Consider the following 24,779-nt stretch of genomic DNA (forward strand, 5'->3'; position numbering starts at 1 on the left):
GTCATAGTAGTCATAATTGTTACCCTCATTGTATTGATTAGTTATAAATTTATGACTAATTCATTTTCTTGCAAAGTAGCACTACCTTTTTATTATAAGTGCTTTCAGAATTACACCATTTCAATTTATCAGCTATTTTTTCAGGAGGTGGTATATTTTCACATAAGTCAAAGCCAAATTTAAAATAGAAATTCAATAAGTTTTCAAATGGCAAACACCATATCGTAGTCTTATCAAATGGATTTTTAGCTAGTAAAGCCTGAACTATATTTTCGGCAATTCCCTTACCTCTAAAATTAGGAAACACATAAATTCCACCAAGTTCTATGTTATTTTTGTCAATTTTTACTAATCTGCCAAGTCCAGCATTTTCGTTATCAATCTTGGCAATAACGATATATTCATCTTCATAATTGGATGCAACAAAATCCACTTCAGTATATTTTTTGTTGATCCAATTGATGTCTTCTTTTTCAGCCCTTATAACCGTTATTTTACTCATATTAATTTACTTAGGTATAGGTATGTTTAAGATACTAGTTTCTTCCAAAAAACGATTTTGTCATCACCTTTCTCATAGAATTCTGGGATTACCGCTTGTTTGGTATAGTTGCATTTGAGGTAAAATTCTCTTGTCAATGCAAAATCTGGTTTTCCTGATGTTTCTACAATTAAAATTCGACATTTATTTTCTTTTAATTCATTCTCTATATACTCCATCATTTCTTTTCCGATTCCTTTACCTTGTTGATCTTTTCTAACAGCAATTGCATAAAGATTATAAGTTCCTTCAGTTAGTCTTTCTGGGGCACAATAGCCTATCGAAACAGGTTTGCCTTGCGCAATTGTTGTAAACCAAATATCCATTGATTTTTCATTATGTAAATAGTCACTTATCATGTCGTCAAGTAAATACGAAGGAAATAATTCACTCGAATCTAATACTTTTTTCAATTCAGGAATATCTACTTTTTGTACTTTTCTAATTTGTCTACTCATTTTCTATGTTTTGACGACAAAATTAAATGTACGTAAAAAACTAAAATTGTAAGGTTCTGCTATTATAGGCTTTTGAAGGGCTGACACCTAACACATTTTTAAACGAATTGCTTAAATGTGCCTGGTCAAAAAATCCACTTTCAAGAGATATATCTGTTAAGTTGGTATTTTCGGTTAGATACAAGTTTATTGCTTGCCGTAGTTTGTTCCAGACAAGATATTTTTTAATCGAAACACCTATCTGCTCTTTGAAAAGATGAGAAAGTCTACTATTTGATAAAAATACTTTTGAGGTCAATTCCGAAATAAGATTTTTGTATTCAAGTTGATTTTCCTCTATAAATTTTATGCAATCAATGATTCGCTTATCTGTAGGTGTTTTTAAATCTTCTGTCATTGCAAGGGTTTTGATAGCAGAAAATAAATCATCTTTTTTGACAAAACTGGTTTTTGTATAAACTCCATTATCAAATTTAAAATCTCGGCTTTTTAAGAAATTATACAATTGCGAATTATGACTTTCTATCATTAAAATTCTTACTGTACAATTTTGTGATATGACTTTATGTTTCGTGTTAGCATCAATAGTAGCAAAAACTAAATTATTATAAACTTGTCCTTTTACTTCTAGTGAGAAGTTTCCATTTATAGCATCAATGATTTCAACAACAGGATGAGAATGACTTTCCGTATTCAATTCGTTGAATTCGAAGCTATAAATTCCCTTTTTTATGTCAAAATCATAAATTTTCACCAGACTGTTTTAGTTGATTTAAATTATACAGAACTTACACATATAAATATATAATATATTTCTCTTATTGGACCGATAAGAATAAAGGGCAAGGTTTTACCTAAGAAATCTATGTTTATACATGAAAAGTAAAGTTACTCTTTATATTTGATGTTTTCATCTTCTAATCCATAACACAGCATGGTTTTTTTTAGTCCAAATATTCGACCATTCTTTGCTTCGTAATTGGCATACAGATCACCATTCTTTCTAAAAGCCTGTTGTATACCTTCTTCCCTCCCCATATTCAAATTCATTTTTTTATAAAGTTCACCTGTAGGATACCATTGTTTTTGTTCTCCATGTGCTTTGCCTAAAAAATAATTTAAATGAGAAATCAAGATATGACTTGTATCCGAAGACCATATTTTTTTCTCACCGTGAAGTTTACCTTTATAGTAGTTTGCCAATTCTTTTAAATGCCCATCAGGATACCATCGAATAGTTTGACTTTGCTTTTTTCCGTTCAAAACACTTGCTTTTTCTTTAGGTTTATTTTCTTCGTAATAGCTTACTATATATCCTGAATATAATTTTCCTTTCAATGTACGCCATAAAGAGTTTTTATTGTCGTACATTAGAAAAGACCTATCCATAGTTCTATTTGGGATTTGACTCACTAGATTTGTAGGATTATAAATATCTGAACTTTTTTCTTCTATTTGTTTTACACAGCTTGTAAGTAAAATATTTACTATAAATAAAGCTATTATATTACACTTCATTATTCTTGTTATATAGAAAACCATATCATCTAATTAATTATATAGGTGAATAATGTCGATTCCCTTTGGTTTATGGCTTGTTTATGTATTTAAAAGATAGTGTTTGGAGTACCTTTTAACTCACCTGCAAATAGTGCAATGATATTCCCAAAATAGTATTCGTTTATAATATGATAATGGTAAAATTCTTCACCAGCACTATGTTGGGTTGTACCAAAATGTCCACCAGATTCATCCAAATTAGTTGGATACATACCATCAGCTTCTCTTCTTCCATAAATTAAAAAACCGTCTGACATAATTCCTACTAATTTCTCATCATCAAAAGAAAGTTCTGTGTTTTCAGGAACATCGTACGATTCTATATGGTAATGATAACCAGAAGGACCGTTATGTGCCCCTGCATAATCAAATGTCTCCACAATTTCTTCTTCTAAAGGTCTATTCGGGCCTTCTAGGTCATTGAAAATAGGAACGCCTGTAACAGAAATACCAATAGCACCCAAACCAGTAACTGTACTTGTTGGTGCTATTTCTGGTGAAGTAGGTACAGTTAGTGTATAACTACGATTACCTCCAATACGTCCAGGAGTTAAGGCGATTGCTACTACAGGATCGATGTATAGAGGATTTGTTTCTTCCCAATATGGAGATGTATGATTCGGTAACCCGTTAGATTCAATCGTAATTTCATTACCATCGAATGATACAGTTACTGCATCGGAATTAAATTCATCAAAAGCTGAAATAGGTGTATTGTTACCTTCGGTGTCAGGATCGCTATCATTCGATCCGTTATCATTATTGCTGCAGGATATTGAAAAAAGAATTGATAATCCAAGTAATCCTCTAAAAAAGTGAAAAACAGATTTTGTCATAAGAATTTCATTTAAGTGATTTTCCTATTAGACTATCAACTCATCAAAATCCTTCGGTAGCAGCTAATATTTTTTATTTATCAATAAGTCTACGAGTAATTTTGGCTATAAAACTCTTAAAGTAGGGCATTTGTTCTTTCGTTAAAATCTTTTTTATTTCTTTAAAATGTTGATATGTATATGCTATTTTTTTCTTTTCAGATTGTTGTAATTGGAAAATTATATCATCCTTACTAATACTTATAGATGAGTCAGCAAGACTTTCAAAATATGGATAAAGTAGGGTTGCTTTTTGCTCATTGATTTCTTGCATTGCCTGTTTATGTTCATCAGCCAATTCCATAAAAAGAGCTGTCTGTTGGTCGTTTAGGTTTAATGTTTTGATTATTTCTGACCGAATATCATTAGCAGAAGCTTTATGTTTAGGTTGTTGTTTGGTAATTAGAAAAAAAGCTATCATGATCATATTCAATGCTAGCAAACTTATGATGATAATTTTGTAAGTTCTTATTTTATTCATAATTAATAAATTTGATACGATTCGATTAAAGCCTTGTTATAGGTGTCAGAAAATGTAACATTTTTGTCATCAGGTTGTTTATATGCTATATAATAAATTGCAGTTGAATTCATACAAAGAACAACAATAGCAGCGGCTATTGCCAACTTCCATTGAGTTAAAGTAATAAAAGCCACTTTTTGATTTGTAAATTCGTTTTTAATTTTTTGAAAAAGCTCAGGTCTAGGTGCTGCCCTTTTGCTACTGTTCATACTTTGGAGGATATCTTCCATCCATTTTTCTTTTTCTTTATCCATGGTACTTTTTTCTTTTGACAATTATTTTTTTGATTTCCTGTGGTTGGGATAAATTTTTTCTAATTCTGATCTAATGTTTCTTTTTGCTCTTTGTAACAAAGACTCCACTGCTTTCAGAGAAGTTTCCATTATGTCTGCTACTTCCTGACGAGGTAATTCCTCAATATAGCTCAAAATAAATGCTGTTTTTTGATTTTTTGAAAGACAATCGATTGCTTGGTAAAGTATGGCTGCTTTTTCCTTTTTTTCAAGTAAAACACCAGGATGTTGAAAATTGATTACTTGAGATTTATTTGATGAGTTATTGAATAATGAAAACCTTTTCTTTTTTTTCAAGTAATTAAGTGATGTATTGATTGTAATTCGATAGACCCAAGTATTCAATGAAGATTCTTGTTTAAATTTTGAGATATTTTTAAATATTTTAAAAAAAACATCCTGTGTGATCTCCTCTGCATCTTCTGGGACTTTGGAATAACTTAATGCTGTATTGTAAATTTTTTCTGAATATAAATTATACAATATAGCTAAGGCTTTTTCATCCCCATTAGCAATAGCTTGAATAATTTCATTTTCGTTTCTCAATGAGTTTACATTTTCAACTAATCACAATTTGATCCATTCTGTTCTACTAAATAAACTCAGTTTGAGAGCTATTGTTGCTAATTTAGTCTATCCCACTATTTGATATTGATTATAAATATAGAAAATATAACTTCCTCAATAAATTACCGATTCATGAATCAATAAAACCAGTATCTACAATTCATCCTTAAAAAGTGTCAATTCGGTACTGTTTTTTATGGAAATCATATAATATACTAGACATTTGAATCATCAATGATAATGAACTAACTATGATTCAAGTAGCACATCTTTCTAAGTCTTTTCAGAATATTCAAGCTGTTAATGATATTAGCTTTTCGATTAATAAAGGAGAAATCTTTGGATTCCTTGGTCCAAATGGTGCGGGCAAATCTACTACGTTACATATGATGAGTACTTTACTAAAAAGTGATACAGGAAGTATTCATATAGATGGGATGGATATAAATGAGCATACAGCTACCTGTAAACAATTGATTGGTATAGTACCTCAAGAAATATCATTGTATGAAGATCTTTCTGCCTATCAGAACTTATTGTTTTGGGGAAACTTATACGGAATTTCCAAAGAGCTTTTAAAAGAAAGAATCCACACTACATTAAAACTTATAGGGTTATTCGATCGTAAAAATGATTTAGTCAAAACCTATTCTGGCGGAATGAAACGGCGGATCAATATCGCAGCTGCATTGTTACATCAACCCAAAGTACTTTTTATGGATGAGCCTACTGTTGGTATCGATCCGCAAAGTAGAAATCACATTTTTGAAGTAATCGAAACGTTAAATGCACAAGGAATGACGATTGTATACACGACTCATTATATGGAAGAAGTAGAACGTTTATGTGATCGCATTGCTATTATTGATTCTGGAAAAATCATAGCACAAGGTACACAAGAGACCTTAAAAGAGCTTGTACCTACTAAAGAAAGTGTTCAACTAGAACTTAATCTCCTTTCTGAAAACAATATAGATCAATTACAACAACTTCTACCCTATGCGATTACAGCTGATAGCAATAAAATATCAGTGGCAAGCAATGTACGAGAGCTTCCCAAAATTATCAGTGTTTGTAATGAATTAAACTTATCAATCAATGATATACAATTAAACAAAATCAATCTTGAAGCTATCTTTTTAAGCCTTACAGGAAAACAATTACGAGACTAACCTATCAATAGCTATAAAACTAAATATTATGTTTCTTACACTTCTTAAAAAAGACTTGCGATTATATTTTACAGATAAAAAAGGAATATTGATCACTTTTTTGTTACCAATCATCATGATTACACTTTTTGCTTTTGCCTATGGAGGTGTTGGTAAAAAGAAATCAGCGCCTAAACCTCTAGGAGTTTTAGTAGTGGATAAAGATAGTACTGCTACATCACAAGAGTTGATAACAAAACTCAATGCTATGCCAACAATTAGGTTGATAGCTGCTCAAGAAAAAGAAGCGAAAGATCTAGTTAAAAAAGGAAAAAATGTTGCGGCATTGATAATTGAAAATGGGTTTTCTGATGCAGTAGCAGCAGATACTTCATTACCAATAGAATTGCAATATGATGCAGCTAGAGATTTGCAAATGCGAATTGTGCATTCAATTTTAAAACAAGGTTTCAAGTATCATTTGGGAAAAGTAGATGAATCCAATAGAATACAACTAAAAACAACTTCATTGATCAAAGAAAGCACTACCAAAGCGCATCCTGGATTGGTACAAGCAGTTGGTGGAACAGCTATTATGATGTTGTTATTTAGCATTGTGGCTATTGGAGGTGGAATGTTGGATGAAAAGGAAGCGGGTACTTTAAATAGATTATTAATTGCTCCTATAAAACCATTAGATATTTTGTTATCCAAAATGGGAACAGCAATGGTCGTTTCTATCATACAACTAACAACTATGTTCATTTTTGCCTGGTTGGCATTTGGGTTGCCTATTTTTATGGATCTTTTTTCATTATTGTTATTAATCTTATGTATTTCTTTTGGCGTATCTAGTTTTGGGATTTTATTAGTATCCACTGTAAAAACACGCCAGCAATTGCAAGGCATGAGTACGATTATCATTCTCTTAATGTCTGCAATTGGTGGAAGTATGATTCCGTTGAGTATGATGCCTGCCTTTATGGAAAAGGTAGCAGTGGTGAGCGTAAATTATTGGGGAATGGAAGGGTTTTTTGATATTTTTTGGCGACAATTACCTTTGATTGAAATTCTTCCAAAAATGGGAATTCTATTGGCTATTGGATTAGGAATGACTTGGGTTTCTACATTATTATTTAGAAAAAATATTGTTAGTGTCTATTAGAGTGATTGAAATCTTCTAATAATACGAAAGACCTATCTTATCAATTCTAATTGTATCTTATCAATTAAAACCTTATTTCCTTTTGTTGGATACAATTGTGTAATTGCTCTCCATTTAGAGTTATTTTGTATTAAAATTGTTGTATCAGAAAGTTCAAACCATAATTCAAATTCAATATTCTTTTCATTAGTCGGATTCACTGTAATTAAATATTGATTTGTTTTTTCAGTATTCTCTATGTCAATTTGAGGATTTGAGCACTTCAAATCAATAGTGTTGTTCCAAATAGAGGTTTTTTCGAAATCTGGAACTTTGGTAAATAGAATTTTACTTTGACCTATCTTTAGTTTTGGAAAATCTTTGAATTTAGGATACCAGCTTTTTAAAATAACATTTGGTTTTCTTTTTAAACGAATCGTGTCTTGTGAATGTATAGAATACGAAAAGAAGAAAATACAAATTATAAGGATTGTTTGTATTGTAGTTGTTTTAAATTTTTTCATTATAATTTGATTTTTAGGTAATTACAATCTTTATATAAAGTAATTATTTAATTTGCTTTATACAGTATTACCCGTTGTATATTTGTAAAAGCATAGTTTTTTATACCTTTTACTTCTCCAATTTCCTTTCCGGAAGTAACTTCAAAAATCAGTCGATCTTTTAGTAGTTCTGTAGTGGATGTTAAGTAGATGTCATCCACTTTAAATAAACTACGCATTTTGTTGCCTACTACATATTCTACTAATTTAATACCATCACCTTCATCTAATAGATAACGTCCTTCTTTTAAATCATCAACAATCAATTTATAATCTTTTATGATTGGTTTTTTAGGCGATATATATTCTGTTTTCCAAATATATGTGCCTGCAGTAGTTGTTCTGGCTGCTGTAAACTTTACTTTTACACTATCTCGCAAATGACCTTTATTATAGATATGCATAACTCCTTCCCATACTCCCAAGCATTTTTCAGGAAAAATAGATTTATTTATGGAGTTTGATGCTCTTGAATCTTTGTTAGGATTTTCTACTTTCTGCGCAAAACAGGGTATGGAACTTATACAGAAAAAGAAAATCATTAATTGCTTCATAATTTGTCTTTTTGATTTCATTTGATAGTAAAATTCTATTTATTTTTTAATCTTTTCTAAGAACTTTTGAGCTTCAATATTTTCGTTATCCAAGTTTAAGGCTTTTGATAGGTGTTCTATAGCTTTTTCACTTTCCTTTTCATAGAAGTAGCTTCTACCAATTAGAAAGTGTAGATACGAGGATACAGTTCCCTTCTGTATAAGTTCTTTTGCTAGTTTAATCAGGTCTTGTTCCCTGCCAAGATTGCTCAACATGCCTAATGCACTTTCCCAATCCTTGACATTAAAATTTTGTGGTCTGATAATATCTTTTACTTCTGGATGATCCTTTAAAAAATAAAAAGCGGGAAGATTCAATTCCCATTTTGGATTTTCTGCTAGTCCTTTTTTAATCCAGTATACCGCCCTATCATTAGCATCCATAGCAACATTTGCAAGTGCTATTCTAGCATACATTCCAGTCCATCCCTCTAACATGGATTCGGCTTCTGTTAATTTTTGTTTGGCTCTTTTTAAATTCCCAGATCTATGTGCATAAAGTGCCTGGTTCAATCGTATTCTTCCGTAATGGTAGTTCAACAAAGTCTGTAATTCCTTGATTGGATTTTTAGAATTATCTACACGTAGATCAATTTGATTATACCATTCGTTATTTGATCCTTTGACAACAATAGCTGCAGATTGTTTACCAGAAATTTGTCCACCAACATTTTGTCCAGCAGTAAGGCTTTGTAAAAGTCGTTCGGCTAATGTACCTGTTGCATTTTTAAATGTATTAGACATAGTAGTCAACACATCCTCGGCAAGTTGATTTCCCATGACAACATAATTTTCTCCTAATATTTGAGAGGCTTTGCCATTCCAGAATTTTAAAGATTTACCAGTAAATGCATACACATTGCCTTTTGCATCTATTCCAGATACTTGCCTATAATTAGCTTGTATATCAGCTTTTTTTGTTTCGGTAATTGCTTGTTCTATAGATTTCCCTGCTTTCAGTTTTTCAAATCCTTGAATAGCATATTTTGGTTCTGTTTCTGCAATTACAGAAAATGCTCCAACTTCAGGTTCGATGTAAATTGTTGAATTTCCTACGTAAATATTATCAGTAGCTACAGCAATTCCCCATTCTTTAGCATTTTCGTCATAGGCTAAAATGGAAAAGGTGGAATTTATATTTTTATCAGTTAATAAACTTGGTAAATTCTGTCCGTATACAAATAAAGTAGAAATTAGGAAGACAGATGACAAAGTCTGTTTGATTTTTTTCATTTGATTGTTGTTGATTGATGATTTTAGTTATCTATTTTATTGCTTATTATTCTTCATATCCATGTTTCTTTTTCCATTTAGAAATTTCAATTTCCTCTTCTGGCGAAAGCTGCAATCGTTCTTTTTCAGACAAATGATAGCCGTATATAAATACACCTATCCAAAATAGCATACCTGTCATCAATAAAACAAGTCGTTGTTTGAATTTTAGTCTGTAGTTTTCTTTGCGTAATTGAAAAAGATCTTTTTCAACTGTTTGTCTGCCAACAAGAATAAAAGGAGCAAGAGCGAAAATGTATACCATCTTTAACTTCGTATAACTTTCAAACTGATTTTCATCTTTCATTTTAGATCATTTCTAACTTCAAACTCATTATTGAACTGGGAATTGATGTATCCTTTTAAATCTTCTAGTCACTGTTTTGTCCGAGTTTAATCGTTTTAAAGTAATATAATTATCCTCAAATTGAATTTCCCAAAAATCTCTTTCTAGCTGATCTCCGTATGGAATTAGTTCAACCTCTGGTTTATGTCCATGTACATTATACACACCTTGTATCCTTCCTTTTTCGGATTGTATGACAAATCGTTTATCCCATCTGAAAAATATATAACTATTTGTTTTATCAGATTGCTGAAAATAGTTTCCTATACCTGTTACATTTTCTAAACTCCATAATCCTAAAATCCTGTCTCCATAGGTTTCAGGAAGCTTTGATGCACGTGTCATAGTAACTCTAACATCTTGTCCTTCTTCTCTCCTTTCCCAAATCATTTCGTTGTCATTTAATGATATTTTAAAAGGATCATTCAAATCATCTAATCCATTATCATTATAAATTGATAACTCATTAGATGCGGAATTTAGTTTCCAAGTTCCATAAGAATGTTGAAACCTTCCGTTTCCAGTTTCTTGAGTAAAGTCGGAATTAAGCCTTGTCCATCTTGCATTTGGAGTCATTTCCTCCTCTCCTATTTTTACAGTACTCACAACCCAAAGCCCTTCAATTGTTGTTTGGTTTTTACAACTACACAATAGTATTATAAATAGTAGTGAAAGTATGAATGCATTTTTCATATTTTGTTTTGATTGATTATGAGGAACAAGATATTAATAATACTGATGTAATATCATCAAAAATATCTTGTGCACTACTTTGTTTTCCTTTTATTGATAGCTATAAATTGGTGAATTCTGATTTAATTCTCTTTTCTTGAATTAATTTTAATACTTTTTCTTTCCATTTGATGGCATATGCACTTTTATCTTCATAAGTAGTTTTACATAGTTCACTAAGGATTTCTTTACTATTTAGAGAATCTAGGCGATCAATTTGTGTATTGTTTTTTAGAATATCGATAGCCTTAGTTTCAAAATTCGGATCTATTATAGATGCTGTTGCTGCTAGTTGAGGAGTTACCCAAGAACTAGCTTCTTCTAATTTCTTCCAAAGTTTCTTTTTTAGCTTTGTAAACTCTTCATTTTTTAATTGCAAAAGTGAAATACAAAAGATCAGATGCGGTCTCCAGCCTCTTTGGGTAATAAGTAGTTCCAAATCTCTGATTACTATCGCCCTTTCATTATTGAGAAGTATATTTTCAATTCTTTGTAAGCTAATATCAAGATTCCAATTAGGATTGGATGTATCATTCATTAAGTGCAGCAAAGGTAAATGGTGCGGATGTTTACCATCCCAAAACTCATTGAATATTCCTAGATCAGGCTCTTTGATTACGATTTTCGGGTTGCTCTTTTTTTTAAAAATGTTAAATATTTTAAACATAACTAATGTGTTATCTAATATTGATATCAACAAAAAAATGTAGACAGCTTTATTGTTGTATCCCTAAATTGGAAATGACTAAATACTGTTTTAATTAGATTGGTCAGGAAAGAGACTTTTTCTAATTCAAGCTTTGTCTAAATTCGTTGGGGCTCATAGTTGTTTTCTTTTTAAATATTTTACTAAAGTACTGCGGGTATTCAAATCCTAAAGCATAAGCTATTTCACTCGCACTTTCATTAGAATTCAATAGTCTGTTTTTTGCTTTTTCAATAATATACTGATGGATGTGGTCTTGAGTACTTTGCCCTGTTTCTTTTCGTAATAAATCGCTTAAATATTTGGGTGACATATGCATAGATTCTCCGCAATATTGAACTGTAGGTATCCCTAATTCCAGTTGTTTTTCTTGAGTGTAATATTCCTTCAATAATTGCTCAAATTGACTCGCTATGTCCTGATTTAGATTTGTTCTTGTATAAAACTGTCTATCATAAAAACGAACACAGTAATTCAGTAATAATTCCAAATTTGAAATGATCAAAGTTTGGCTATGTGCATCAATATTACTGGAGTATTCCTTTTCTATTTTTTCTACAATTTCCGTTATTGTTTTTCTTTCCTCTTCTGATAAATGCAATGCTTCGTTAGATGCATACGAAAAGAATGAATAATTTTCAATTTTCTTTCCTAATTCTGACTTGCGTATTAAATCTGGATGAAAAATTAATGTCCAACCATTATTCTCTTTAGGATTATATTCTTTTTGAAATTCCAAAATTTGGTTTGGCGCCGTAAAAACCATAGTTCCTTCTTGGTAATCATAGGAATTTCGTCCATAATTTGCAATTGTAAATGGACAATTTTCCTTTAAGCTAATTTGGAATAAACCAATTGAATATTTAACATTTTCAATGTCAATATCAAGATCCTGTAATTTATTGTCTAAGCGTAAAACTGATATTAGTGGATGTTTTGGTTTTCTAAGAGACAAGAACTCATGAACTTCAGAAATACTATTTATTTTAACGATATTTTTCATTTATCTAAGGCTAATTCAATTCGTTTGTAATATGTATTAGCTCGCTCTTCAGAGAAATAATCGATTACTAGACCTGATGTACCCAAAATGGCGAATCCAAGTGCTATTCCTTGAAATGTGTAGTTTTTCGTAAACCAAAAAGCAATAAGTGTAATTATGAAGCTTAGCGTTGCAATTACTTTAGTAACAGTATACATATATTGAAAACCCTCAACCCGTTGCTTTTCTTCCATTACAAATTCACTTTTATTTTTAGTATATCGTTCTTTATATTCTATAAGTCTCTTTTTGTTAGAAAAGTACATCGATGTCCCTGCACTTATAAATATAAAACCAACAACAATTAAAGGTAGTATCAAAGATTTTGAGCTTGGAGTTGTACCGAATTTCCAAAATAGAACCCCTGATACAATCAACAAAATACTAAAGATACTTATAATTGTAGCTTCAAATAATTCTCCTTTTATCCAATTTTGTGTGTAATTAAAAAAATCCATAAGGTACAATTTTAAACTTCTTGTAATTTTCTAACCTGTTTTAGAATAACTCTTTTTGGAGTAAAAGGAAGCATTGATACCATCATTTTTTGTTGAAATGTTAATCCCGATACTATGTTTAATTTACCTTTTAACATAGCATTATAACCATCTTCTGCCACACTTCTAGCGGAGACTGTGTTTTTAAAAGGATCGGTTTTATCCATATCTGCAATTTTAGCAAATTCTGTTTCTGTAGCTCCTGGCATTAATGTGGTTACACTGATATTTGTATCGTGTAATTCTTCATCTATTGCGTTTCCTAAAAAAGTCACATAAGCCTTTGATGCATAATAAATAGCTTGCAAAGGACCTGGTAAATAAGAAGCAGTTGAAGAAGTGTTTAATATTTTACCACTATTCCTAGAAACCATTTCAGGCAAAAATAAGTACATCAATTCTGTTAGGGCAACCATATTTAGATGTATCATTTGTTGTTGTCTGTCCCAACTTAACTCATGAAATTTACCGCGTAAACCAAATCCAGCGTTGTTAATGAGATAATCTACTTGAATGTTTGCTTCCTTAACTTCTTTATATAATTCCTTTGCAGCGCCTGTATTACTTAAATCTTTACCTATAGTGGTTACTTGAACATTATACTTTTGTTCAAGTTCTTTCTTAAGGTCATTAAGTTTTTCAACTCTTCTAGCGACAATAATTAGATTTCCTCCTTTTTCCGCATGGATTCTGGCTAATTCTTTACCAATACCACTGCTTGCTCCTGTTATTAATGCTGTTTTACTCATGCTAATTTGTTTTGGTAATTAAATTATACTACAAAATTAGCGTAAGACTGAATGTTGTTTGTATCCTAATTACTGATAGTTGTATACTTTTTTCACAATCATTTGTATTCTACTGGAGTGTTTTACTGTAAGTTCAGTTGCCAAGAAACACCAAATTGATCCTCAACGAAGCCAAATTTTTGACTAAAACCATAATTACCTAATGGCATCATTACTTTTCCGTTTTCGGAAAGCTTAGTGAATAACTTCTCAAGTTCGCTTTCATCTTTACATTCTACGTAATTCGAAACAGCTGGTGTAAAGCCCCAATCATGTATTGCCGGACTATCACTACACATATATATTGCTCCATTTAATTGGAAAGTAGCATGCATGATGGTGCCCTCTTTTCCCGGACTTCCTTTTTCCCAACGTTTTACAGTTTCAATCTTTGAATTATCAAATAGCGATATATAAAAATTCATGGCTTGCTCCGCATCTTCCTTTTGAAAGGTTAAGAAGGTTGCTATTTGCCCTTTGGTATCTTTAGGTTTTTCTGCGATAACCTTTTTCAAACTGTCTAGCTCAACTTTTAATTGACTCAACTCTTCATTAGTTTTATTATTTTCAATGTTTTGCTTCAAGTCAGAACAGCTACAAGCTAGTAAGATTAATGTTATTAATAATATTGGTGTTGCTTTTTTCATGGTTGATGTTATTGTGTTTATAGATAGGCTTTTATGAGTGGTTATTTACAGCTATTGTTGAAAATAATTATTAATCTCTACAAGCTCCACATTCGTGATGTTCATTTAAATATGCGATGGTTTCCATACAAATTYGCTCTAATATGGAAATATCAATGTCAGCAAGCTTTTTGACATATATGCAAGCTTTTCCCATTTTGAATTTACCAAAATCTTTTAATAAGGCATCGCTCTTATCTGTTTTGGAATATATGTATAAAGAAAACTGTGCTTTTCTGGGAGAGAATCCTAGTATTGGTGCATCTCCTTCATGTCCACTAGCATATTTATAGTGATAACTACCAAAACCAATAATGGTTGGTCCCCACATTTTTGGTTCAAAACCTGACCATTTGCTCATTAATTTAATGAGTTCTAGACTATCTGATTTCTTTTGTTCGTTTTCGACATAAGAATCTATAAAATCAAACACATCAATTTCTGTAACAGTAGTTTTATTCTTTGCCATTATTTACGTTTATTAATTGTATAGGTGATTAACTTTTAGAATATTAGCGATACCTATTGTTAACTGTCTTATAAAGATAGAATATTTTCTTAATCTTAATTTAGTAGGTTTCATCATCAAGCATTTTTTTAAAACGCCATTCTGCAACTTTTTGGATTCTTAAGATTCTATTCCCTAATTCTGCATCGTAAGAACACCTTTGTTTGTTGAAACCAATCCAATCTGGAAAGTAAAATTTTGCAAGTTTAAACATTAGTTTATCAAAGTTTTTAGGTCCATAACCTTCTATTTTGCTGGAGTCTCCAACAATCAAATAAGTTCTATAATTTATCACATGAACAAAGGCTCTTGTCAAATGTCTTGATAAAGGACTTGGTAAACCTTCATCCTCCCAATAAACTGCCCATGACATACCTTCGATCTCCATTTTAGGGTTCAAAATATTTGTTTCTTTTGGCAATGAGTTTTTATGGGATATCATCGTTATCCAAAAACGAAATCCAAGAATTATGTAGACTATAAATTCGATATGGCCTATGCTTTATAAATTATTGTAAACTGTTATCTGAGAATAATTATATGCTTTCCCATAACTTGCTGTTTTTCTAGCAGACATTCTTTCATCCCATATTACATTTGATTTTAATAAATCAAATAACGCTGTAGGTTTGTCAATAAAGTTCTGTAAATAAGTGATTCCGATCATTTTATTGATTTTAAAGTTGGAGTTCTTTATTTTTTTGAAGATTTATATCCATAGAAAAGTAAAAAAACTCCAAAACCTAAAATTATAAATCCACCACCAAAACCATTATTGAAATCTGTAGTTTTTTGGTTCATAAAAATTAGTTTAGAACCATCGACATTCGTCTTCATTTTTATTTGTCGTTTCCCAGAAACGTTTTTACAGTAGTACTTACTTCTAATTTTGATTGAATGTACTTTTCCGTTGTATTTTACCTTGCAGAAAGCATGTTTCGAGATGTGTTTACAAGACGCGGGAGCTTTAATCACTTGTACATCTACAATTTTTACATTGTCAAACACGTTTTTTTCAAATCTTATATGGTAAAAAAACACGCCGGATAATGCAACTAAAATTATTCCTAATAAATTAAAAGATTTTGATAGATATGAGATTATTTTTTGGATGATGATCAGGTGTTTTTTTTAAGTTGATTATTATTTTGGATATGTTATATTCTTTTTCAATTCTTTAAATGCTTTCCATTCCGTACTATCTTCAAATTGAATTGAAAAATGGGTTTCCTTTAATTCTAACTCAGCTAATTTCACATTGCTCTCCATTGTTGCAGAATATCTATTTGATCCATGACCGATTACATGATTATTAAAACTCTCCAAAAAGAGTTTATTCAAATAATTCAAAATGATTTGTTCATCTTGTTTTTTAACTGGGAATGTTTCTTGTTTTACAATTTTAAGTTCTTCCTTTTTCTCACAACTATGACAGATTTTATTGTATTCAATAATTGTGGCCTCTAAGATTTTATCTTCTCTTCTTTTGATTACTATTGTTTCTTTATGACCTCCAAATTCACCAAGATCAGCTATATAGGCTGTCATTGTCAAAGTAGTATATCCAAAAACTTTATCTAGAGATTGATTTTCAGAGTTCAATTTAGATGGTGGGATTTCAGAAGTATTTTGTTGACTATAAACATTTATAGTAATAATAAACAAAATGATTAGTAATCTCTTCATATAGATTTTTAATGTTAGTGTATTCTGAGCTTTATTGAGTTAGTAATTATTACTTCTTCACATGTATCCAAGAATCGTATATCTTGTTTACATCCTTTGTTATTTTCTTTCCATACCCCATATTATTCAACTTACCATTACTATTTCCATAAAATATAATTTTTTTGTTTTTTAAATCAAAAATAAACATATGTACATCACTTGATTCTATATAGAATGTAGGTTTACCAAAGGTTATTGAGTTTGGAGGCTGTTTTATACTATCTCCAGAAGCAAATTTTGGTTTTATAAGAGAGATCATTATCAATTGAGATTGAACTTTCATCAACTTAAAGAAATCGTCTTTTATGGAGATCTTATCTAGTGATTTTTGAGTGTTTAATTGTTCTATTAATTGGTTTAATATTGGCTGCGCGATAGTATCAAACTTTTTATCATTGTCAAAGATGATTTTATTGTTGATTTTATACCTATTAGNTTGAATTGAAAATATGGAATCCAGAGTTTGGTCGGTATATTTTACAAAATACTTTCCTTGTTTTGAGATTATTTCTTTTTGCGCTTTAAATTCATAAATAGGTTCAACATAATTTACATTTGTTATTTCATTATAGAGTATATCTGTTTTGATAATTTTTCCACTTTTACAAGAAAAAAATGGAAGGATTATCAATATTAAGATGTTTTTTATTTTCATAAGTATTACCAACATTAAGTAAAAGCATAATAAAGTATAGGCGCATTATTTTACAAAACAAAATTGATTTTGAAATATACCTTTAACCTTTATTATGCTTACATATGTTGTAGTTGTTATTTATTAAAATTATTTAAAAAAATATTTTATTGATATACTAATACCAAAGACAATAATTAGCGTAAAAAATCTCATAACTAACTTATTAATTCTTACTTGCTTTAAATCCAAGATGGATAGCCAAATAAAAAGTATTAAAACAATTGGAATTAAAAATACAATTAAAAACCAACCTATATAACTTGGAGAATAAACACCAATTAACATTTTGGAAGGCAAAGCATAAATGATTCCACTAATTATTAATGCTATTAAGAAAGTTTTATCAAGATTTATTTTTTTTATCATAATCACATTTTTATTTTAATTACATCCTAGCTCACTCACAGCTAATTCTCCTTTTAAAACCTGTTGTACTTTATTCCAATCTGGCCTGTTTTTCGTTGGAGGTATGATTGTAGAATTACCACCATTACTATTTACAAAATCTCTAGTTTTAGTTTGAAAGCTTTTCCATAAGTCATCGGCACCTTTGAATGCATTATCAAAACCATCTAAACCAAAAGAAGTGTTTTCTATAATATTTGAGTCAAATCTATCAACTCCTCTAACATAAAAGTTATAAGAACCGTTTGAATTCTCTTCGTACCCAAATTGCCTAGTACCACTAACTGGATGATTACCAGCATATGGAGCATTCATTGTCATAAAGTACCAATAACTATTTGTAAATTCAGTACAAACCACAACTCCATCATCAAAAGGAATATCAATATAAATGATACTTCCAAGAGGATCGTTGGAATTCCATAAATTGGTTTCTGATTGACACATGGACGCTATTTCACAATATGGTTCAAAAGTAGAACCTTCTACAAAGTTATTAAAGTTAAGTCGCATATAGTTCAAAAATTCATCTGCGGTAAATGACGAATTTGTATTTGGATTATTAGGAAGTTCAGATACATTGACAGAAAAGTAGTCTAGATTTACCATTGTACCTTTCGCATCATTAATAGATTGAATTTCAAAATCATTTGCCCATGAATTTGGTAAATTATTAATTTTATTTTGCACACTTTGAGGTGCGGTGTGTTGAGCTAATATTTGCCAATTTTCGATTTGGTTACAATCGATCTCTATTAGTTTAAATGGGTTGTCCTCTATTTCTAATATAACGGATATAGCATTTCGCGCGAATTCCATTGCTTCATTCGAATAATTATTGCTCTTTAAATATTGTGATATCTGTATATTAATCGTAAGATTATTTTGAAGTAAGTTATTAGAACTTCTATTAAGAGAATTAGTAAATTGTTGCCATTGCAATATCTCTTTATTTACAGGATTAGTTAGCGTTCCACCATTACCACCATTTCCTAAACCACTTGACGTATTGAATGGATTGTTATTTAGTGTATCACCGTTACAGCCTGTACAGTCTAAAACTTGTTCGCAGTTATAGACATATGTTGTATTGCAATCCCAAGTTGTGTAGGCAGGATCCCAACATCCATCTACACTGCAAGCTTGTTCAATACAAATTTCTATCCAATCGTTACTACAATTTAAAGTTTTATTTTGTAAGACATCATTAATAAGATTGTTATCATTGATTTCCTCAATTGTAACTTTATCAGTTAGGTCAATGTCCATATTATTTTTAATATCAAAAAGTTCATGTTGGGTTAAATTATAGCTTATTAATAAAGCTTTATATGAACCATCATCTTGTATAGTAAGTACCATGTTCTCTGTTAATCCATTATCGTTTTCTCGTATTATAGGAAAAGTATAAGAGTGAAATGCACCTTCATTTGATTCTATATAGGAGGCGTAGTCCGTTACTACTGTAAAATCAAGATTTGAAGGAATTGCAGATTTATTATTTGACTTTAATTTTAAATAACCTTCTATAGATTTTAATCTATTATTTAAATTCAAGTTTGACAGAATTTTAGTTTTACTAATACTATAAGTTTTAAATTGAGATTTTTTGTTAGTCTGAAAGGTTTCTTCAAAATCTGACTCATCGTTTTCACAACTACTTAGAATTAAGGAAATACCAAAACAAAGTAATCCAAATTTTATATATCTAATCAGTTTGTTTTCCATTTTTACTTTAATTAAAATTAATATTTTTTTCAATGTGGCATAGTTGCTCACAGTGTTCAATATTAAGTGTCTAAATAGAATAAAATGTTACCATGTTTTTTTATTTTTTTGTCTTTCGCTACTTAGTTAGTAATACAGGAACTAAATAAAACTAATATGGTTTAGTATATGATATTGTATAAGTTTATTTTAACTTTTCTTCTGCTATAGTTAGGGATTTTAGAATTTCCCTTTTAATTTCTTTATCCTCAGTTTGAGTATTCATAATCAATACTTTCAATTTATTGATTTCTATGCCATCATGAGTTGGACTTTTTAATTCCTCAAGAACAAAATCTGTAGTCTGATTACTTTTGATTTTTCTGGAAAGTCTACTCAAAAATGCTATAAACATCTTTGGGTTTTCTTGGAGTACTCTAAATATCAGCTCATTATTCCACTGACTGTACTCTATATTGTTGTCACAATCAGTGCGCATACCAACGATAAACTTTAGGTAGTTTTGTTCATTTAACCTTTCTTTTTGCTTTAGAAGAGAGTCTATTTCTTTTAATGTTCTTAAATCACAAGGTCGATCAGTTTTATTTTGAGATTTTATTTGTACAGATTCAATCTCAATTTCGGCTTGATTATTTAGTATTTCTATATTTTTTGGTGTGGAATTTTTGCAAGAAAACATCAAAACCATTGTTCCAAATACGTATATAAATTGGCTTTTCATACTGTTATAAAATATTCTTTATATTTTCTTCAATTGTGGTTTTACTTTCTCAAAAAACTTTTGATAATCATTATTCATATCAGATCTTGTAATTCCAGGAAATCCACAATGATCAAAGCATATTCGTAAATAACTTATAAATGTTGTTTCATTGGGCTCATTCATAAATCGAGCATCAATCATGGGTTGTTTTGTTATTTCAATGGCATAAGGTTGTCCCCCACTAATATTGTCTTTATGTAAATCGTCTGCAGCTACATCCAGAAATGCACATCCAAAATAGTCATCATCTACATACTGTTGTATATCTTCTTTCCAATACTCTGTGGTTACTTCTTTCACCACACTGTCTAGACTAGCAACCTGAATAGGATCTGCCATATTCCACATCAAATTTTTATTTTTTTCAACATCCCAAACGAAATTTACGCCGCCTACAATTTGATAAAAATATTTTAACGACAATGGGATAAAACCAAAGTCTTTTACTGTAAATTCTAATTGCTTAAGCAGTGAATCTGTATTTTTCAATGGATGATGAAGTGGTTTTTCAAAATTATATGTAGCATCAGTTTTGAAAAGATATCCAATGTCAATAAGTTCTTTATATATGATATTCAGATTGAACAAAACTCTTTCAAAAGTTTCAGTCATTACCTTTTCGATCTCTTTTCTATATGAATCTTCAAACGCATTAGTACCTAGCTTATAGATATCATCATAGACAGCTTTGGTTTCTCCTTGTATATATCTTTGGTATAGATTCATCTTTTTTATAATTCTGTTACAGTTTTACATACTTTTTAATTCGTTTAGTATTCTTTGCTTTCGTTTTTTGGTTAATAATTTAACCCAATAGGTAACGATCACATCATAACCTGTTGACTTTATTTTTTCTTTTTCTTCCTCATTTAGTTCCACCACCCAAGTAGCGATTTTGTTTCCGTTTTTGTTCCAATCTTTGATGTTGTTGAAATATTCAATTTTAGTTCCGATTTTTTGGGCACTATTTCCAGTTACAAAAACAACTTTTGCATTTGTAAAGTCAAATCCCTTTTTCTGTTCATCATTCATATATTTATTCAGAAATTCGGATTCATTTTGAGTAAGTTTCGGATTATTATCAATCCCACATTCAGAAAGGTTTTGAGCGATTACGTTTATTGAAATCAACATTATGATTATTGTAACAATTCTTTTCATAAGTTCTGTTTTTCTACGTTTTTTAGAAGTATAAATCAAATAACTATAAAGGGAATTAAATTTCCACTATAAGTACATAAATACTATCATCAGTCTCCTTTATTTAGCCTTGGTTAATGCCATTTTTACAGCCAGTCCAGTTAATACAGAAGCCATAAACCATTTTTGAATTCTCAACCATATAGGTTTTTTGGAAAACCAAGATGCCATTTTAGCTGCAGAAATAACGATCAATAGATTTATCGTAAAACTTATAATTATTTGAACTATTCCTAATTGAATACTCTGACTTAAAATCGAACCATGTTCAGGTTTGATGAATTGTGGAAAAAATGAAAGATAGAATACTGCCATTTTTGGATTTAAAACATTTGTCATTAATCCAATGTTAAATAATTTCATCGGTGTATCAGACTTTAAATTCTGAGTAGCATCAAAGATTTTGTTATCTGAAGTAATTGATTTATATGCTAGATACAGAAGATACGCAACACCTAGAAATTTTACTACAACAAAAGCATAAGGAATGGCAAAAAATATGGCGGTTAAACCAAATGATACCATGAGAATATGAAATAGAAACCCACACATAACGCCCAAAAGTGAAATGATTCCTGCCTTCTTTCCTTGGGATAGTGATCTAGAAATTAAGTATATCATATTTGGACCTGGTGAAATCACCATGATAAAAGCTGCTATTCCAAATAAAAGTAAATCATTAAAGGGTATCATACTATTTCTATTTTATAAACTATTATTACTTAGGTTTTATCATTTTCCAGTCTACTAAAGTGCTATGATTCCAAATGCCCTCTTTTAAATCAATTTGTAAAAGATAATTATTAGGAATGTTTTCTAACAAATCGATGGTTTCCTTGTTCGTTTTGAAAGATTCATATTCATTGTTATACCAGAACCATATTTTATTTTTAGATCTTCTACCCTTACTTCTATTGTAGGATTCTATATCAACATAGACTACTTTTACTTCATTATTTTCACTCTCATATCTATTGACGATTCTAAATATAAAATCAGATATTGTGTATGCCACTAAAAACGAAGTAATTACTCCTGTCATTAGAATTGAGCCAAAATATAATAATTTGTGGTAAAAAGGATCATTATTTCTTAACACAAATAAAATTTTGTCTTTTCTGTATATAGTCAGACCTATTAGGGCTAAAATAATGGGTAGATACAGTATGAATATGTTATATTTCCAATCAGTGCCAATTAGGATTTTGTCAAAAAAATAATATTTACATACGGCTAATACAGCAAAGAAAATAAGTATGTTTTGGTGTTTTTTATCAGTCTTTTGATCAATATCTAGAAATTCTTCCTCTGTCATTTAGTATTTTTAAAAATCCATATAAGTTCCTACGTACTCTATTACTTCCTCTATGGAATCTAAAATAGAAACATATTCTTGCTTATCCTTTATTTCGTTTTCTCTTTCAGGAAAAATATCAGAATAGAAATAAGTGCTGCCTTCAATAATTCTATTTTTAAGATTTTCTAGTGTTTCTTTACCTTCTGGAATTGAAGGATATGAAAATCCAGTTTTTGTTTCTTTGTGATAATGTTTATGTGATATTTTATATGTATTTCCCGAACTATCGATAACGATTTCCAATTCATTAGTTTTTCCTGAGAAGTAATGATCTAAACCCCAATGACCTCCAATCGATCCTCCGATCAATTCTTCCGGAGTATTAAATACTCGAAAATCCCAGAGAACGTCGCATAAAATTATTATAGGATATTGCAATTCATCTGATGTCAGAGAATCTACAATCTTTTGAAGTAGTTGATTCCAATCGAATTGGATTTCTTCTTGACTTTTTTTCTTTGGAAATAGTTTTCGTATAAATTTCACTTTTGTATGGTTGTGGTAACTTTATATTTAAGTGTTAACTATTTTTTTTAAACCAGAAGTTATAGTTGCAAATAAAGCTTTTAAATTCTGAATTGAATAGAAAACTCCTTGGTTCTAAATCATCAATTTTTTGATGAAACCCTTTCTGATCATTCATCAATTGTTTTAATTGTTTCTTAATTTTACTTTTTTTGACTTTTATAACTGTATCGTCTTGGATAATATATAATTTTGGTTTTTTTAAATCCGAAGAAATATCTATATCTGAAGTGGTTATAAGTTTTTTATCTTCAGTATTATCATTATTGTCATAAGAAGGATCCTTTATAAATCTTATTCGATTTGAAGACCTTTTATATTCGTATAGAGAGATTTTACCATGGCAAAGTTCTTTCATAAGATATTTATTCCCTTTATGCACAATTTTATGGTATTGATCGGTCCCTACGGTCATACTTTGGATTTCAGATATATTAGCTCTTAGTATTTTTCTATCAGTATTACTCAACTTATAGTAGATAATACTAGAATAACCTTCGTCATATACTATATAACAGCTAATTGTATCTTTCTTTGTAATTATTTTTCCTTTTGCAAAAACAGAATAATCATTCGTCTTTTGACAAAGAACACTTGTACTATAAATTAAAAAGAAAAAGAATAATAAGTTTTTCATTAATTTTTATATTAAAACACTTTCACTATTTCTNATCAAAATAAATAATAAAATCATTTGATTAACTAGAATATAAACCCATAACTAGTTATATTTTATTATAAGTGTCTAAATCAAACCAAATGTTACCTTATTTTTTTGGTTTTTCTATTTGTTGGAGGTTGTTATAACCCTAAACCTAAGTAAACACAGGTTAAAGCATAGGTATTGAAGAAACCATGCAAAGCAATAACGAACCACAAATCATATTTACGTAAATAGAATATCAATGCGATCAATGATCCGACTATAAAAGAAACAAGCTGTCCTGTAATTCCTTGACTAGCATGCATAAAACCAAAAAAACCAGTGATAAGTAGAATACTTAGAGCAATACTAACTTTGCTTTCTCCAAAGAATTTTATGAATTGTCGCATAAAATAACCACGGAATATGATTTCCTCTCCGAATCCTGAACCTGCCCATACAAATAGTAACGTAATTATATAAGCCTTAAAGTTTCCTTTTAATTCATCAAAAAAAGAATAATCTACTGGGATTCCAGTTAGTTTCGTGATTCCAGGAACCAATATAAACACGTACAGAATAAAAAGTCCTAGTGCTACTAATGGAGCAAAAACCAATATATTTTTGAGTGTAAATTTTTCCCTTTGAAATCCAAGTTCGGAAAATGCCTTTCCTTTATATTCTATATAATTTGCGATGATGATAACTACAGAGGCAATGATATTGGTAAAGAATCCTAGATCGATTGATCCAAACCATAACAAGCAGATGATTGCAAATGTAATTATTGGAATTAATAGTTGCTTTGTTGAAAATTTGTTCATTGTTTTTTGATTTTAAATTTTAAACGAAGTAATGAACAAAGTCTCTGAGAACCCTTTTGAAAAT

Annotated in this window: 35 protein-coding genes; 2 read left to right on the plus strand and 33 right to left on the minus strand. The window is 30.0% G+C overall.

Annotated elements, in window-relative coordinates; translation table 11 throughout:
• Window positions 1-55: 55 nt before the first annotated feature.
• The 8 genes from GBO31_RS26460 to GBO31_RS26495 form a co-directional block, all read right to left on the minus strand.
• The gene (locus GBO31_RS26460; protein ID WP_219011651.1) at window positions 56-502 is read right to left on the minus strand and encodes a GNAT family N-acetyltransferase; all 447 of its coding nucleotides are present in this window, start codon (window positions 500-502) and stop codon (window positions 56-58) included.
• Between the two features lie 26 nt (window positions 503-528).
• Entirely contained in the window at window positions 529-999 is a 471-nt protein-coding gene (locus tag GBO31_RS26465; RefSeq protein ID WP_219011652.1) for a GNAT family N-acetyltransferase, read from the minus strand.
• Window positions 1,000-1,039: 40 nt separating this feature from the next.
• On the minus strand, window positions 1,040-1,753 hold the full coding sequence (locus tag GBO31_RS27355; RefSeq protein ID WP_219011653.1) for a helix-turn-helix domain-containing protein: 714 nt from the start codon (window positions 1,751-1,753) through the stop codon (window positions 1,040-1,042).
• A gap of 134 nt (window positions 1,754-1,887) precedes the next feature.
• Window positions 1,888-2,517 carry a toxin-antitoxin system YwqK family antitoxin gene (locus tag GBO31_RS26475; RefSeq protein WP_219011654.1) on the minus strand — a complete coding sequence of 210 codons (630 nt, stop codon included), beginning with the start codon at window positions 2,515-2,517 and terminating at the stop codon, window positions 1,888-1,890.
• An 89-nt stretch (window positions 2,518-2,606) separates the two neighbouring features.
• Window positions 2,607-3,395: a YHYH protein gene (locus tag GBO31_RS26480; RefSeq protein ID WP_219011655.1), complete on the minus strand. Its 789-nt coding sequence runs from the start codon at window positions 3,393-3,395 to the stop codon at window positions 2,607-2,609.
• Window positions 3,396-3,468: 73 nt separating this feature from the next.
• A complete protein-coding gene (locus GBO31_RS26485) occupies window positions 3,469-3,915 on the minus strand; it encodes a hypothetical protein (RefSeq protein ID WP_219011656.1) in 447 nt (148 codons plus the stop codon).
• Between the two features lie 2 nt (window positions 3,916-3,917).
• Complete coding sequence (locus GBO31_RS26490) at window positions 3,918-4,211, minus strand: hypothetical protein (protein WP_219011657.1); 294 nt, start codon at window positions 4,209-4,211, stop codon at window positions 3,918-3,920.
• A 21-nt stretch (window positions 4,212-4,232) separates the two neighbouring features.
• Window positions 4,233-4,796, minus strand: coding sequence for an RNA polymerase sigma factor (locus GBO31_RS26495; protein WP_219011658.1), 564 nt, complete (start codon window positions 4,794-4,796; stop codon window positions 4,233-4,235).
• Window positions 4,797-5,068: 272 nt separating this feature from the next.
• Here GBO31_RS26495 and GBO31_RS26500 point away from each other — a divergent pair, with 272 nt between their 5' ends.
• Both GBO31_RS26500 and GBO31_RS26505 read left to right on the plus strand, forming a co-directional pair.
• Complete coding sequence (locus GBO31_RS26500; protein ID WP_219011659.1) at window positions 5,069-5,989, plus strand: ABC transporter ATP-binding protein; 921 nt, start codon at window positions 5,069-5,071, stop codon at window positions 5,987-5,989.
• Window positions 5,990-6,017: 28 nt separating this feature from the next.
• Complete coding sequence (locus GBO31_RS26505; protein WP_219011660.1) at window positions 6,018-7,133, plus strand: ABC transporter permease; 1,116 nt, start codon at window positions 6,018-6,020, stop codon at window positions 7,131-7,133.
• A gap of 32 nt (window positions 7,134-7,165) precedes the next feature.
• Here GBO31_RS26505 and GBO31_RS26510 read toward each other — a convergent pair whose 3' ends face one another.
• From GBO31_RS26510 to GBO31_RS26630, 25 genes are all read right to left on the minus strand, one after another.
• On the minus strand, window positions 7,166-7,636 hold the full coding sequence (locus GBO31_RS26510) for a hypothetical protein (protein WP_219011661.1): 471 nt from the start codon (window positions 7,634-7,636) through the stop codon (window positions 7,166-7,168).
• 47 nt (window positions 7,637-7,683) lie between these two features.
• Window positions 7,684-8,229: a hypothetical protein gene (locus GBO31_RS26515; RefSeq protein WP_219011662.1), complete on the minus strand. Its 546-nt coding sequence runs from the start codon at window positions 8,227-8,229 to the stop codon at window positions 7,684-7,686.
• A gap of 39 nt (window positions 8,230-8,268) precedes the next feature.
• Window positions 8,269-9,501 carry a DUF1028 domain-containing protein gene (locus tag GBO31_RS26520; RefSeq protein ID WP_219011663.1) on the minus strand — a complete coding sequence of 411 codons (1,233 nt, stop codon included), beginning with the start codon at window positions 9,499-9,501 and terminating at the stop codon, window positions 8,269-8,271.
• 46 nt (window positions 9,502-9,547) lie between these two features.
• Window positions 9,548-9,847: a hypothetical protein gene (locus GBO31_RS26525; RefSeq protein WP_219011664.1), complete on the minus strand. Its 300-nt coding sequence runs from the start codon at window positions 9,845-9,847 to the stop codon at window positions 9,548-9,550.
• A gap of 27 nt (window positions 9,848-9,874) precedes the next feature.
• Complete coding sequence (locus tag GBO31_RS26530) at window positions 9,875-10,579, minus strand: hypothetical protein (protein WP_219011665.1); 705 nt, start codon at window positions 10,577-10,579, stop codon at window positions 9,875-9,877.
• 100 nt (window positions 10,580-10,679) lie between these two features.
• Window positions 10,680-11,285, minus strand: a complete 606-nt coding sequence (locus GBO31_RS26535) for a hypothetical protein (protein ID WP_219011666.1) — start codon at window positions 11,283-11,285, stop codon at window positions 10,680-10,682.
• A 121-nt stretch (window positions 11,286-11,406) separates the two neighbouring features.
• A complete protein-coding gene (locus tag GBO31_RS26540; RefSeq protein ID WP_219011667.1) occupies window positions 11,407-12,327 on the minus strand; it encodes a helix-turn-helix domain-containing protein in 921 nt (306 codons plus the stop codon).
• Window positions 12,324-12,824: a hypothetical protein gene (locus GBO31_RS26545; RefSeq protein ID WP_219011668.1), complete on the minus strand. Its 501-nt coding sequence runs from the start codon at window positions 12,822-12,824 to the stop codon at window positions 12,324-12,326. The genes GBO31_RS26540 and GBO31_RS26545 overlap by 4 nt, the downstream gene beginning before the upstream one ends.
• An 11-nt stretch (window positions 12,825-12,835) precedes the next feature.
• Window positions 12,836-13,612, minus strand: coding sequence for an SDR family NAD(P)-dependent oxidoreductase (locus GBO31_RS26550; protein ID WP_219011669.1), 777 nt, complete (start codon window positions 13,610-13,612; stop codon window positions 12,836-12,838).
• A 122-nt stretch (window positions 13,613-13,734) separates the two neighbouring features.
• Window positions 13,735-14,298 (minus strand): VOC family protein, encoded by a 564-nt coding sequence (locus tag GBO31_RS26555; protein ID WP_219011670.1) that lies wholly within the window; start codon window positions 14,296-14,298, stop codon window positions 13,735-13,737.
• Window positions 14,299-14,368: 70 nt separating this feature from the next.
• The gene (locus GBO31_RS26560) at window positions 14,369-14,806 is read right to left on the minus strand and encodes a DUF1801 domain-containing protein (RefSeq protein ID WP_219011671.1); all 438 of its coding nucleotides are present in this window, start codon (window positions 14,804-14,806) and stop codon (window positions 14,369-14,371) included.
• A gap of 100 nt (window positions 14,807-14,906) precedes the next feature.
• Window positions 14,907-15,266 (minus strand): hypothetical protein, encoded by a 360-nt coding sequence (locus GBO31_RS26565; RefSeq protein WP_219011672.1) that lies wholly within the window; start codon window positions 15,264-15,266, stop codon window positions 14,907-14,909.
• Between the two features lie 81 nt (window positions 15,267-15,347).
• Window positions 15,348-15,512: a hypothetical protein gene (locus GBO31_RS26570; protein ID WP_219011673.1), complete on the minus strand. Its 165-nt coding sequence runs from the start codon at window positions 15,510-15,512 to the stop codon at window positions 15,348-15,350.
• Window positions 15,513-15,538: 26 nt separating this feature from the next.
• Window positions 15,539-15,682 carry a hypothetical protein gene (locus GBO31_RS26575; protein ID WP_219011674.1) on the minus strand — a complete coding sequence of 48 codons (144 nt, stop codon included), beginning with the start codon at window positions 15,680-15,682 and terminating at the stop codon, window positions 15,539-15,541.
• 306 nt (window positions 15,683-15,988) lie between these two features.
• Window positions 15,989-16,531, minus strand: a complete 543-nt coding sequence (locus GBO31_RS26580) for a hypothetical protein (RefSeq protein ID WP_219011675.1) — start codon at window positions 16,529-16,531, stop codon at window positions 15,989-15,991.
• A gap of 826 nt (window positions 16,532-17,357) precedes the next feature.
• A complete protein-coding gene (locus GBO31_RS26585) occupies window positions 17,358-17,636 on the minus strand; it encodes a hypothetical protein (protein WP_219011676.1) in 279 nt (92 codons plus the stop codon).
• Between the two features lie 15 nt (window positions 17,637-17,651).
• Window positions 17,652-19,403, minus strand: a complete 1,752-nt coding sequence (locus GBO31_RS26590) for a hypothetical protein (RefSeq protein WP_219011677.1) — start codon at window positions 19,401-19,403, stop codon at window positions 17,652-17,654.
• Window positions 19,404-19,587: 184 nt separating this feature from the next.
• Window positions 19,588-20,124, minus strand: coding sequence for a hypothetical protein (locus GBO31_RS26595; RefSeq protein WP_219011678.1), 537 nt, complete (start codon window positions 20,122-20,124; stop codon window positions 19,588-19,590).
• 18 nt (window positions 20,125-20,142) lie between these two features.
• The gene (locus GBO31_RS26600; protein ID WP_219011679.1) at window positions 20,143-20,892 is read right to left on the minus strand and encodes a hypothetical protein; all 750 of its coding nucleotides are present in this window, start codon (window positions 20,890-20,892) and stop codon (window positions 20,143-20,145) included.
• Window positions 20,893-20,916: 24 nt separating this feature from the next.
• Window positions 20,917-21,327: a hypothetical protein gene (locus tag GBO31_RS26605; RefSeq protein ID WP_219011680.1), complete on the minus strand. Its 411-nt coding sequence runs from the start codon at window positions 21,325-21,327 to the stop codon at window positions 20,917-20,919.
• Between the two features lie 99 nt (window positions 21,328-21,426).
• Window positions 21,427-22,059 (minus strand): LysE family translocator, encoded by a 633-nt coding sequence (locus tag GBO31_RS26610; protein WP_219011681.1) that lies wholly within the window; start codon window positions 22,057-22,059, stop codon window positions 21,427-21,429.
• Between the two features lie 25 nt (window positions 22,060-22,084).
• Entirely contained in the window at window positions 22,085-22,681 is a 597-nt protein-coding gene (locus tag GBO31_RS26615; RefSeq protein WP_219011682.1) for a hypothetical protein, read from the minus strand.
• Window positions 22,682-22,690: 9 nt separating this feature from the next.
• Complete coding sequence (locus GBO31_RS26620; RefSeq protein ID WP_219011683.1) at window positions 22,691-23,209, minus strand: hypothetical protein; 519 nt, start codon at window positions 23,207-23,209, stop codon at window positions 22,691-22,693.
• Between the two features lie 34 nt (window positions 23,210-23,243).
• Window positions 23,244-23,885, minus strand: a complete 642-nt coding sequence (locus GBO31_RS26625) for a hypothetical protein (protein WP_219011684.1) — start codon at window positions 23,883-23,885, stop codon at window positions 23,244-23,246.
• Window positions 23,886-24,049: 164 nt separating this feature from the next.
• Window positions 24,050-24,715, minus strand: a complete 666-nt coding sequence (locus tag GBO31_RS26630; RefSeq protein ID WP_219011685.1) for a CPBP family intramembrane glutamic endopeptidase — start codon at window positions 24,713-24,715, stop codon at window positions 24,050-24,052.
• Window positions 24,716-24,779: the final 64 nt, after the last annotated feature.

Source organism: Aquimarina litoralis (assembly GCF_019295435.1).
GTDB lineage: Bacteria > Bacteroidota > Bacteroidia > Flavobacteriales > Flavobacteriaceae > Aquimarina > Aquimarina litoralis_A.

Excerpts from the sequence above, each read along its gene's own strand:
- GBO31_RS26460 (WP_219011651.1), bottom strand. The coding sequence starts at position 502 with ATGAGTAAAATAACGGTTATAAGGGCTGAAAAAGAAGACATCAATTGG.
- GBO31_RS26465 (WP_219011652.1), bottom strand. The coding sequence starts at position 999 with ATGAGTAGACAAATTAGAAAAGTACAAAAAGTAGATATTCCTGAATTG.
- GBO31_RS26475 (WP_219011654.1), bottom strand. The coding sequence starts at position 2,517 with ATGAAGTGTAATATAATAGCTTTATTTATAGTAAATATTTTACTTACA.
- GBO31_RS26480 (WP_219011655.1), bottom strand. The coding sequence starts at position 3,395 with ATGACAAAATCTGTTTTTCACTTTTTTAGAGGATTACTTGGATTATCA.
- GBO31_RS26485 (WP_219011656.1), bottom strand. The coding sequence starts at position 3,915 with ATGAATAAAATAAGAACTTACAAAATTATCATCATAAGTTTGCTAGCA.
- GBO31_RS26490 (WP_219011657.1), bottom strand. The coding sequence starts at position 4,211 with ATGGATAAAGAAAAAGAAAAATGGATGGAAGATATCCTCCAAAGTATG.
- GBO31_RS26500 (WP_219011659.1), top strand. The coding sequence starts at position 5,069 with ATGATTCAAGTAGCACATCTTTCTAAGTCTTTTCAGAATATTCAAGCT.
- GBO31_RS26505 (WP_219011660.1), top strand. The coding sequence starts at position 6,018 with ATGTTTCTTACACTTCTTAAAAAAGACTTGCGATTATATTTTACAGAT.
- GBO31_RS26510 (WP_219011661.1), bottom strand. The coding sequence starts at position 7,636 with ATGAAAAAATTTAAAACAACTACAATACAAACAATCCTTATAATTTGT.
- GBO31_RS26515 (WP_219011662.1), bottom strand. The coding sequence starts at position 8,229 with ATGAAGCAATTAATGATTTTCTTTTTCTGTATAAGTTCCATACCCTGT.
- GBO31_RS26520 (WP_219011663.1), bottom strand. The coding sequence starts at position 9,501 with ATGAAAAAAATCAAACAGACTTTGTCATCTGTCTTCCTAATTTCTACT.
- GBO31_RS26525 (WP_219011664.1), bottom strand. The coding sequence starts at position 9,847 with ATGAAAGATGAAAATCAGTTTGAAAGTTATACGAAGTTAAAGATGGTA.
- GBO31_RS26530 (WP_219011665.1), bottom strand. The coding sequence starts at position 10,579 with ATGAAAAATGCATTCATACTTTCACTACTATTTATAATACTATTGTGT.
- GBO31_RS26535 (WP_219011666.1), bottom strand. The coding sequence starts at position 11,285 with ATGTTTAAAATATTTAACATTTTTAAAAAAAAGAGCAACCCGAAAATC.
- GBO31_RS26540 (WP_219011667.1), bottom strand. The coding sequence starts at position 12,327 with ATGAAAAATATCGTTAAAATAAATAGTATTTCTGAAGTTCATGAGTTC.
- GBO31_RS26545 (WP_219011668.1), bottom strand. The coding sequence starts at position 12,824 with ATGGATTTTTTTAATTACACACAAAATTGGATAAAAGGAGAATTATTT.
- GBO31_RS26550 (WP_219011669.1), bottom strand. The coding sequence starts at position 13,612 with ATGAGTAAAACAGCATTAATAACAGGAGCAAGCAGTGGTATTGGTAAA.
- GBO31_RS26555 (WP_219011670.1), bottom strand. The coding sequence starts at position 14,298 with ATGAAAAAAGCAACACCAATATTATTAATAACATTAATCTTACTAGCT.
- GBO31_RS26570 (WP_219011673.1), bottom strand. The coding sequence starts at position 15,512 with ATGATCGGAATCACTTATTTACAGAACTTTATTGACAAACCTACAGCG.
- GBO31_RS26575 (WP_219011674.1), bottom strand. The coding sequence starts at position 15,682 with ATGAAGACGAATGTCGATGGTTCTAAACTAATTTTTATGAACCAAAAA.
- GBO31_RS26580 (WP_219011675.1), bottom strand. The coding sequence starts at position 16,531 with ATGAAGAGATTACTAATCATTTTGTTTATTATTACTATAAATGTTTAT.
- GBO31_RS26585 (WP_219011676.1), bottom strand. The coding sequence starts at position 17,636 with ATGATAAAAAAAATAAATCTTGATAAAACTTTCTTAATAGCATTAATA.
- GBO31_RS26590 (WP_219011677.1), bottom strand. The coding sequence starts at position 19,403 with ATGGAAAACAAACTGATTAGATATATAAAATTTGGATTACTTTGTTTT.
- GBO31_RS26595 (WP_219011678.1), bottom strand. The coding sequence starts at position 20,124 with ATGAAAAGCCAATTTATATACGTATTTGGAACAATGGTTTTGATGTTT.
- GBO31_RS26600 (WP_219011679.1), bottom strand. The coding sequence starts at position 20,892 with ATGAATCTATACCAAAGATATATACAAGGAGAAACCAAAGCTGTCTAT.
- GBO31_RS26605 (WP_219011680.1), bottom strand. The coding sequence starts at position 21,327 with ATGAAAAGAATTGTTACAATAATCATAATGTTGATTTCAATAAACGTA.
- GBO31_RS26610 (WP_219011681.1), bottom strand. The coding sequence starts at position 22,059 with ATGATACCCTTTAATGATTTACTTTTATTTGGAATAGCAGCTTTTATC.
- GBO31_RS26615 (WP_219011682.1), bottom strand. The coding sequence starts at position 22,681 with ATGACAGAGGAAGAATTTCTAGATATTGATCAAAAGACTGATAAAAAA.
- GBO31_RS26625 (WP_219011684.1), bottom strand. The coding sequence starts at position 23,885 with ATGAAAAACTTATTATTCTTTTTCTTTTTAATTTATAGTACAAGTGTT.
- GBO31_RS26630 (WP_219011685.1), bottom strand. The coding sequence starts at position 24,715 with ATGAACAAATTTTCAACAAAGCAACTATTAATTCCAATAATTACATTT.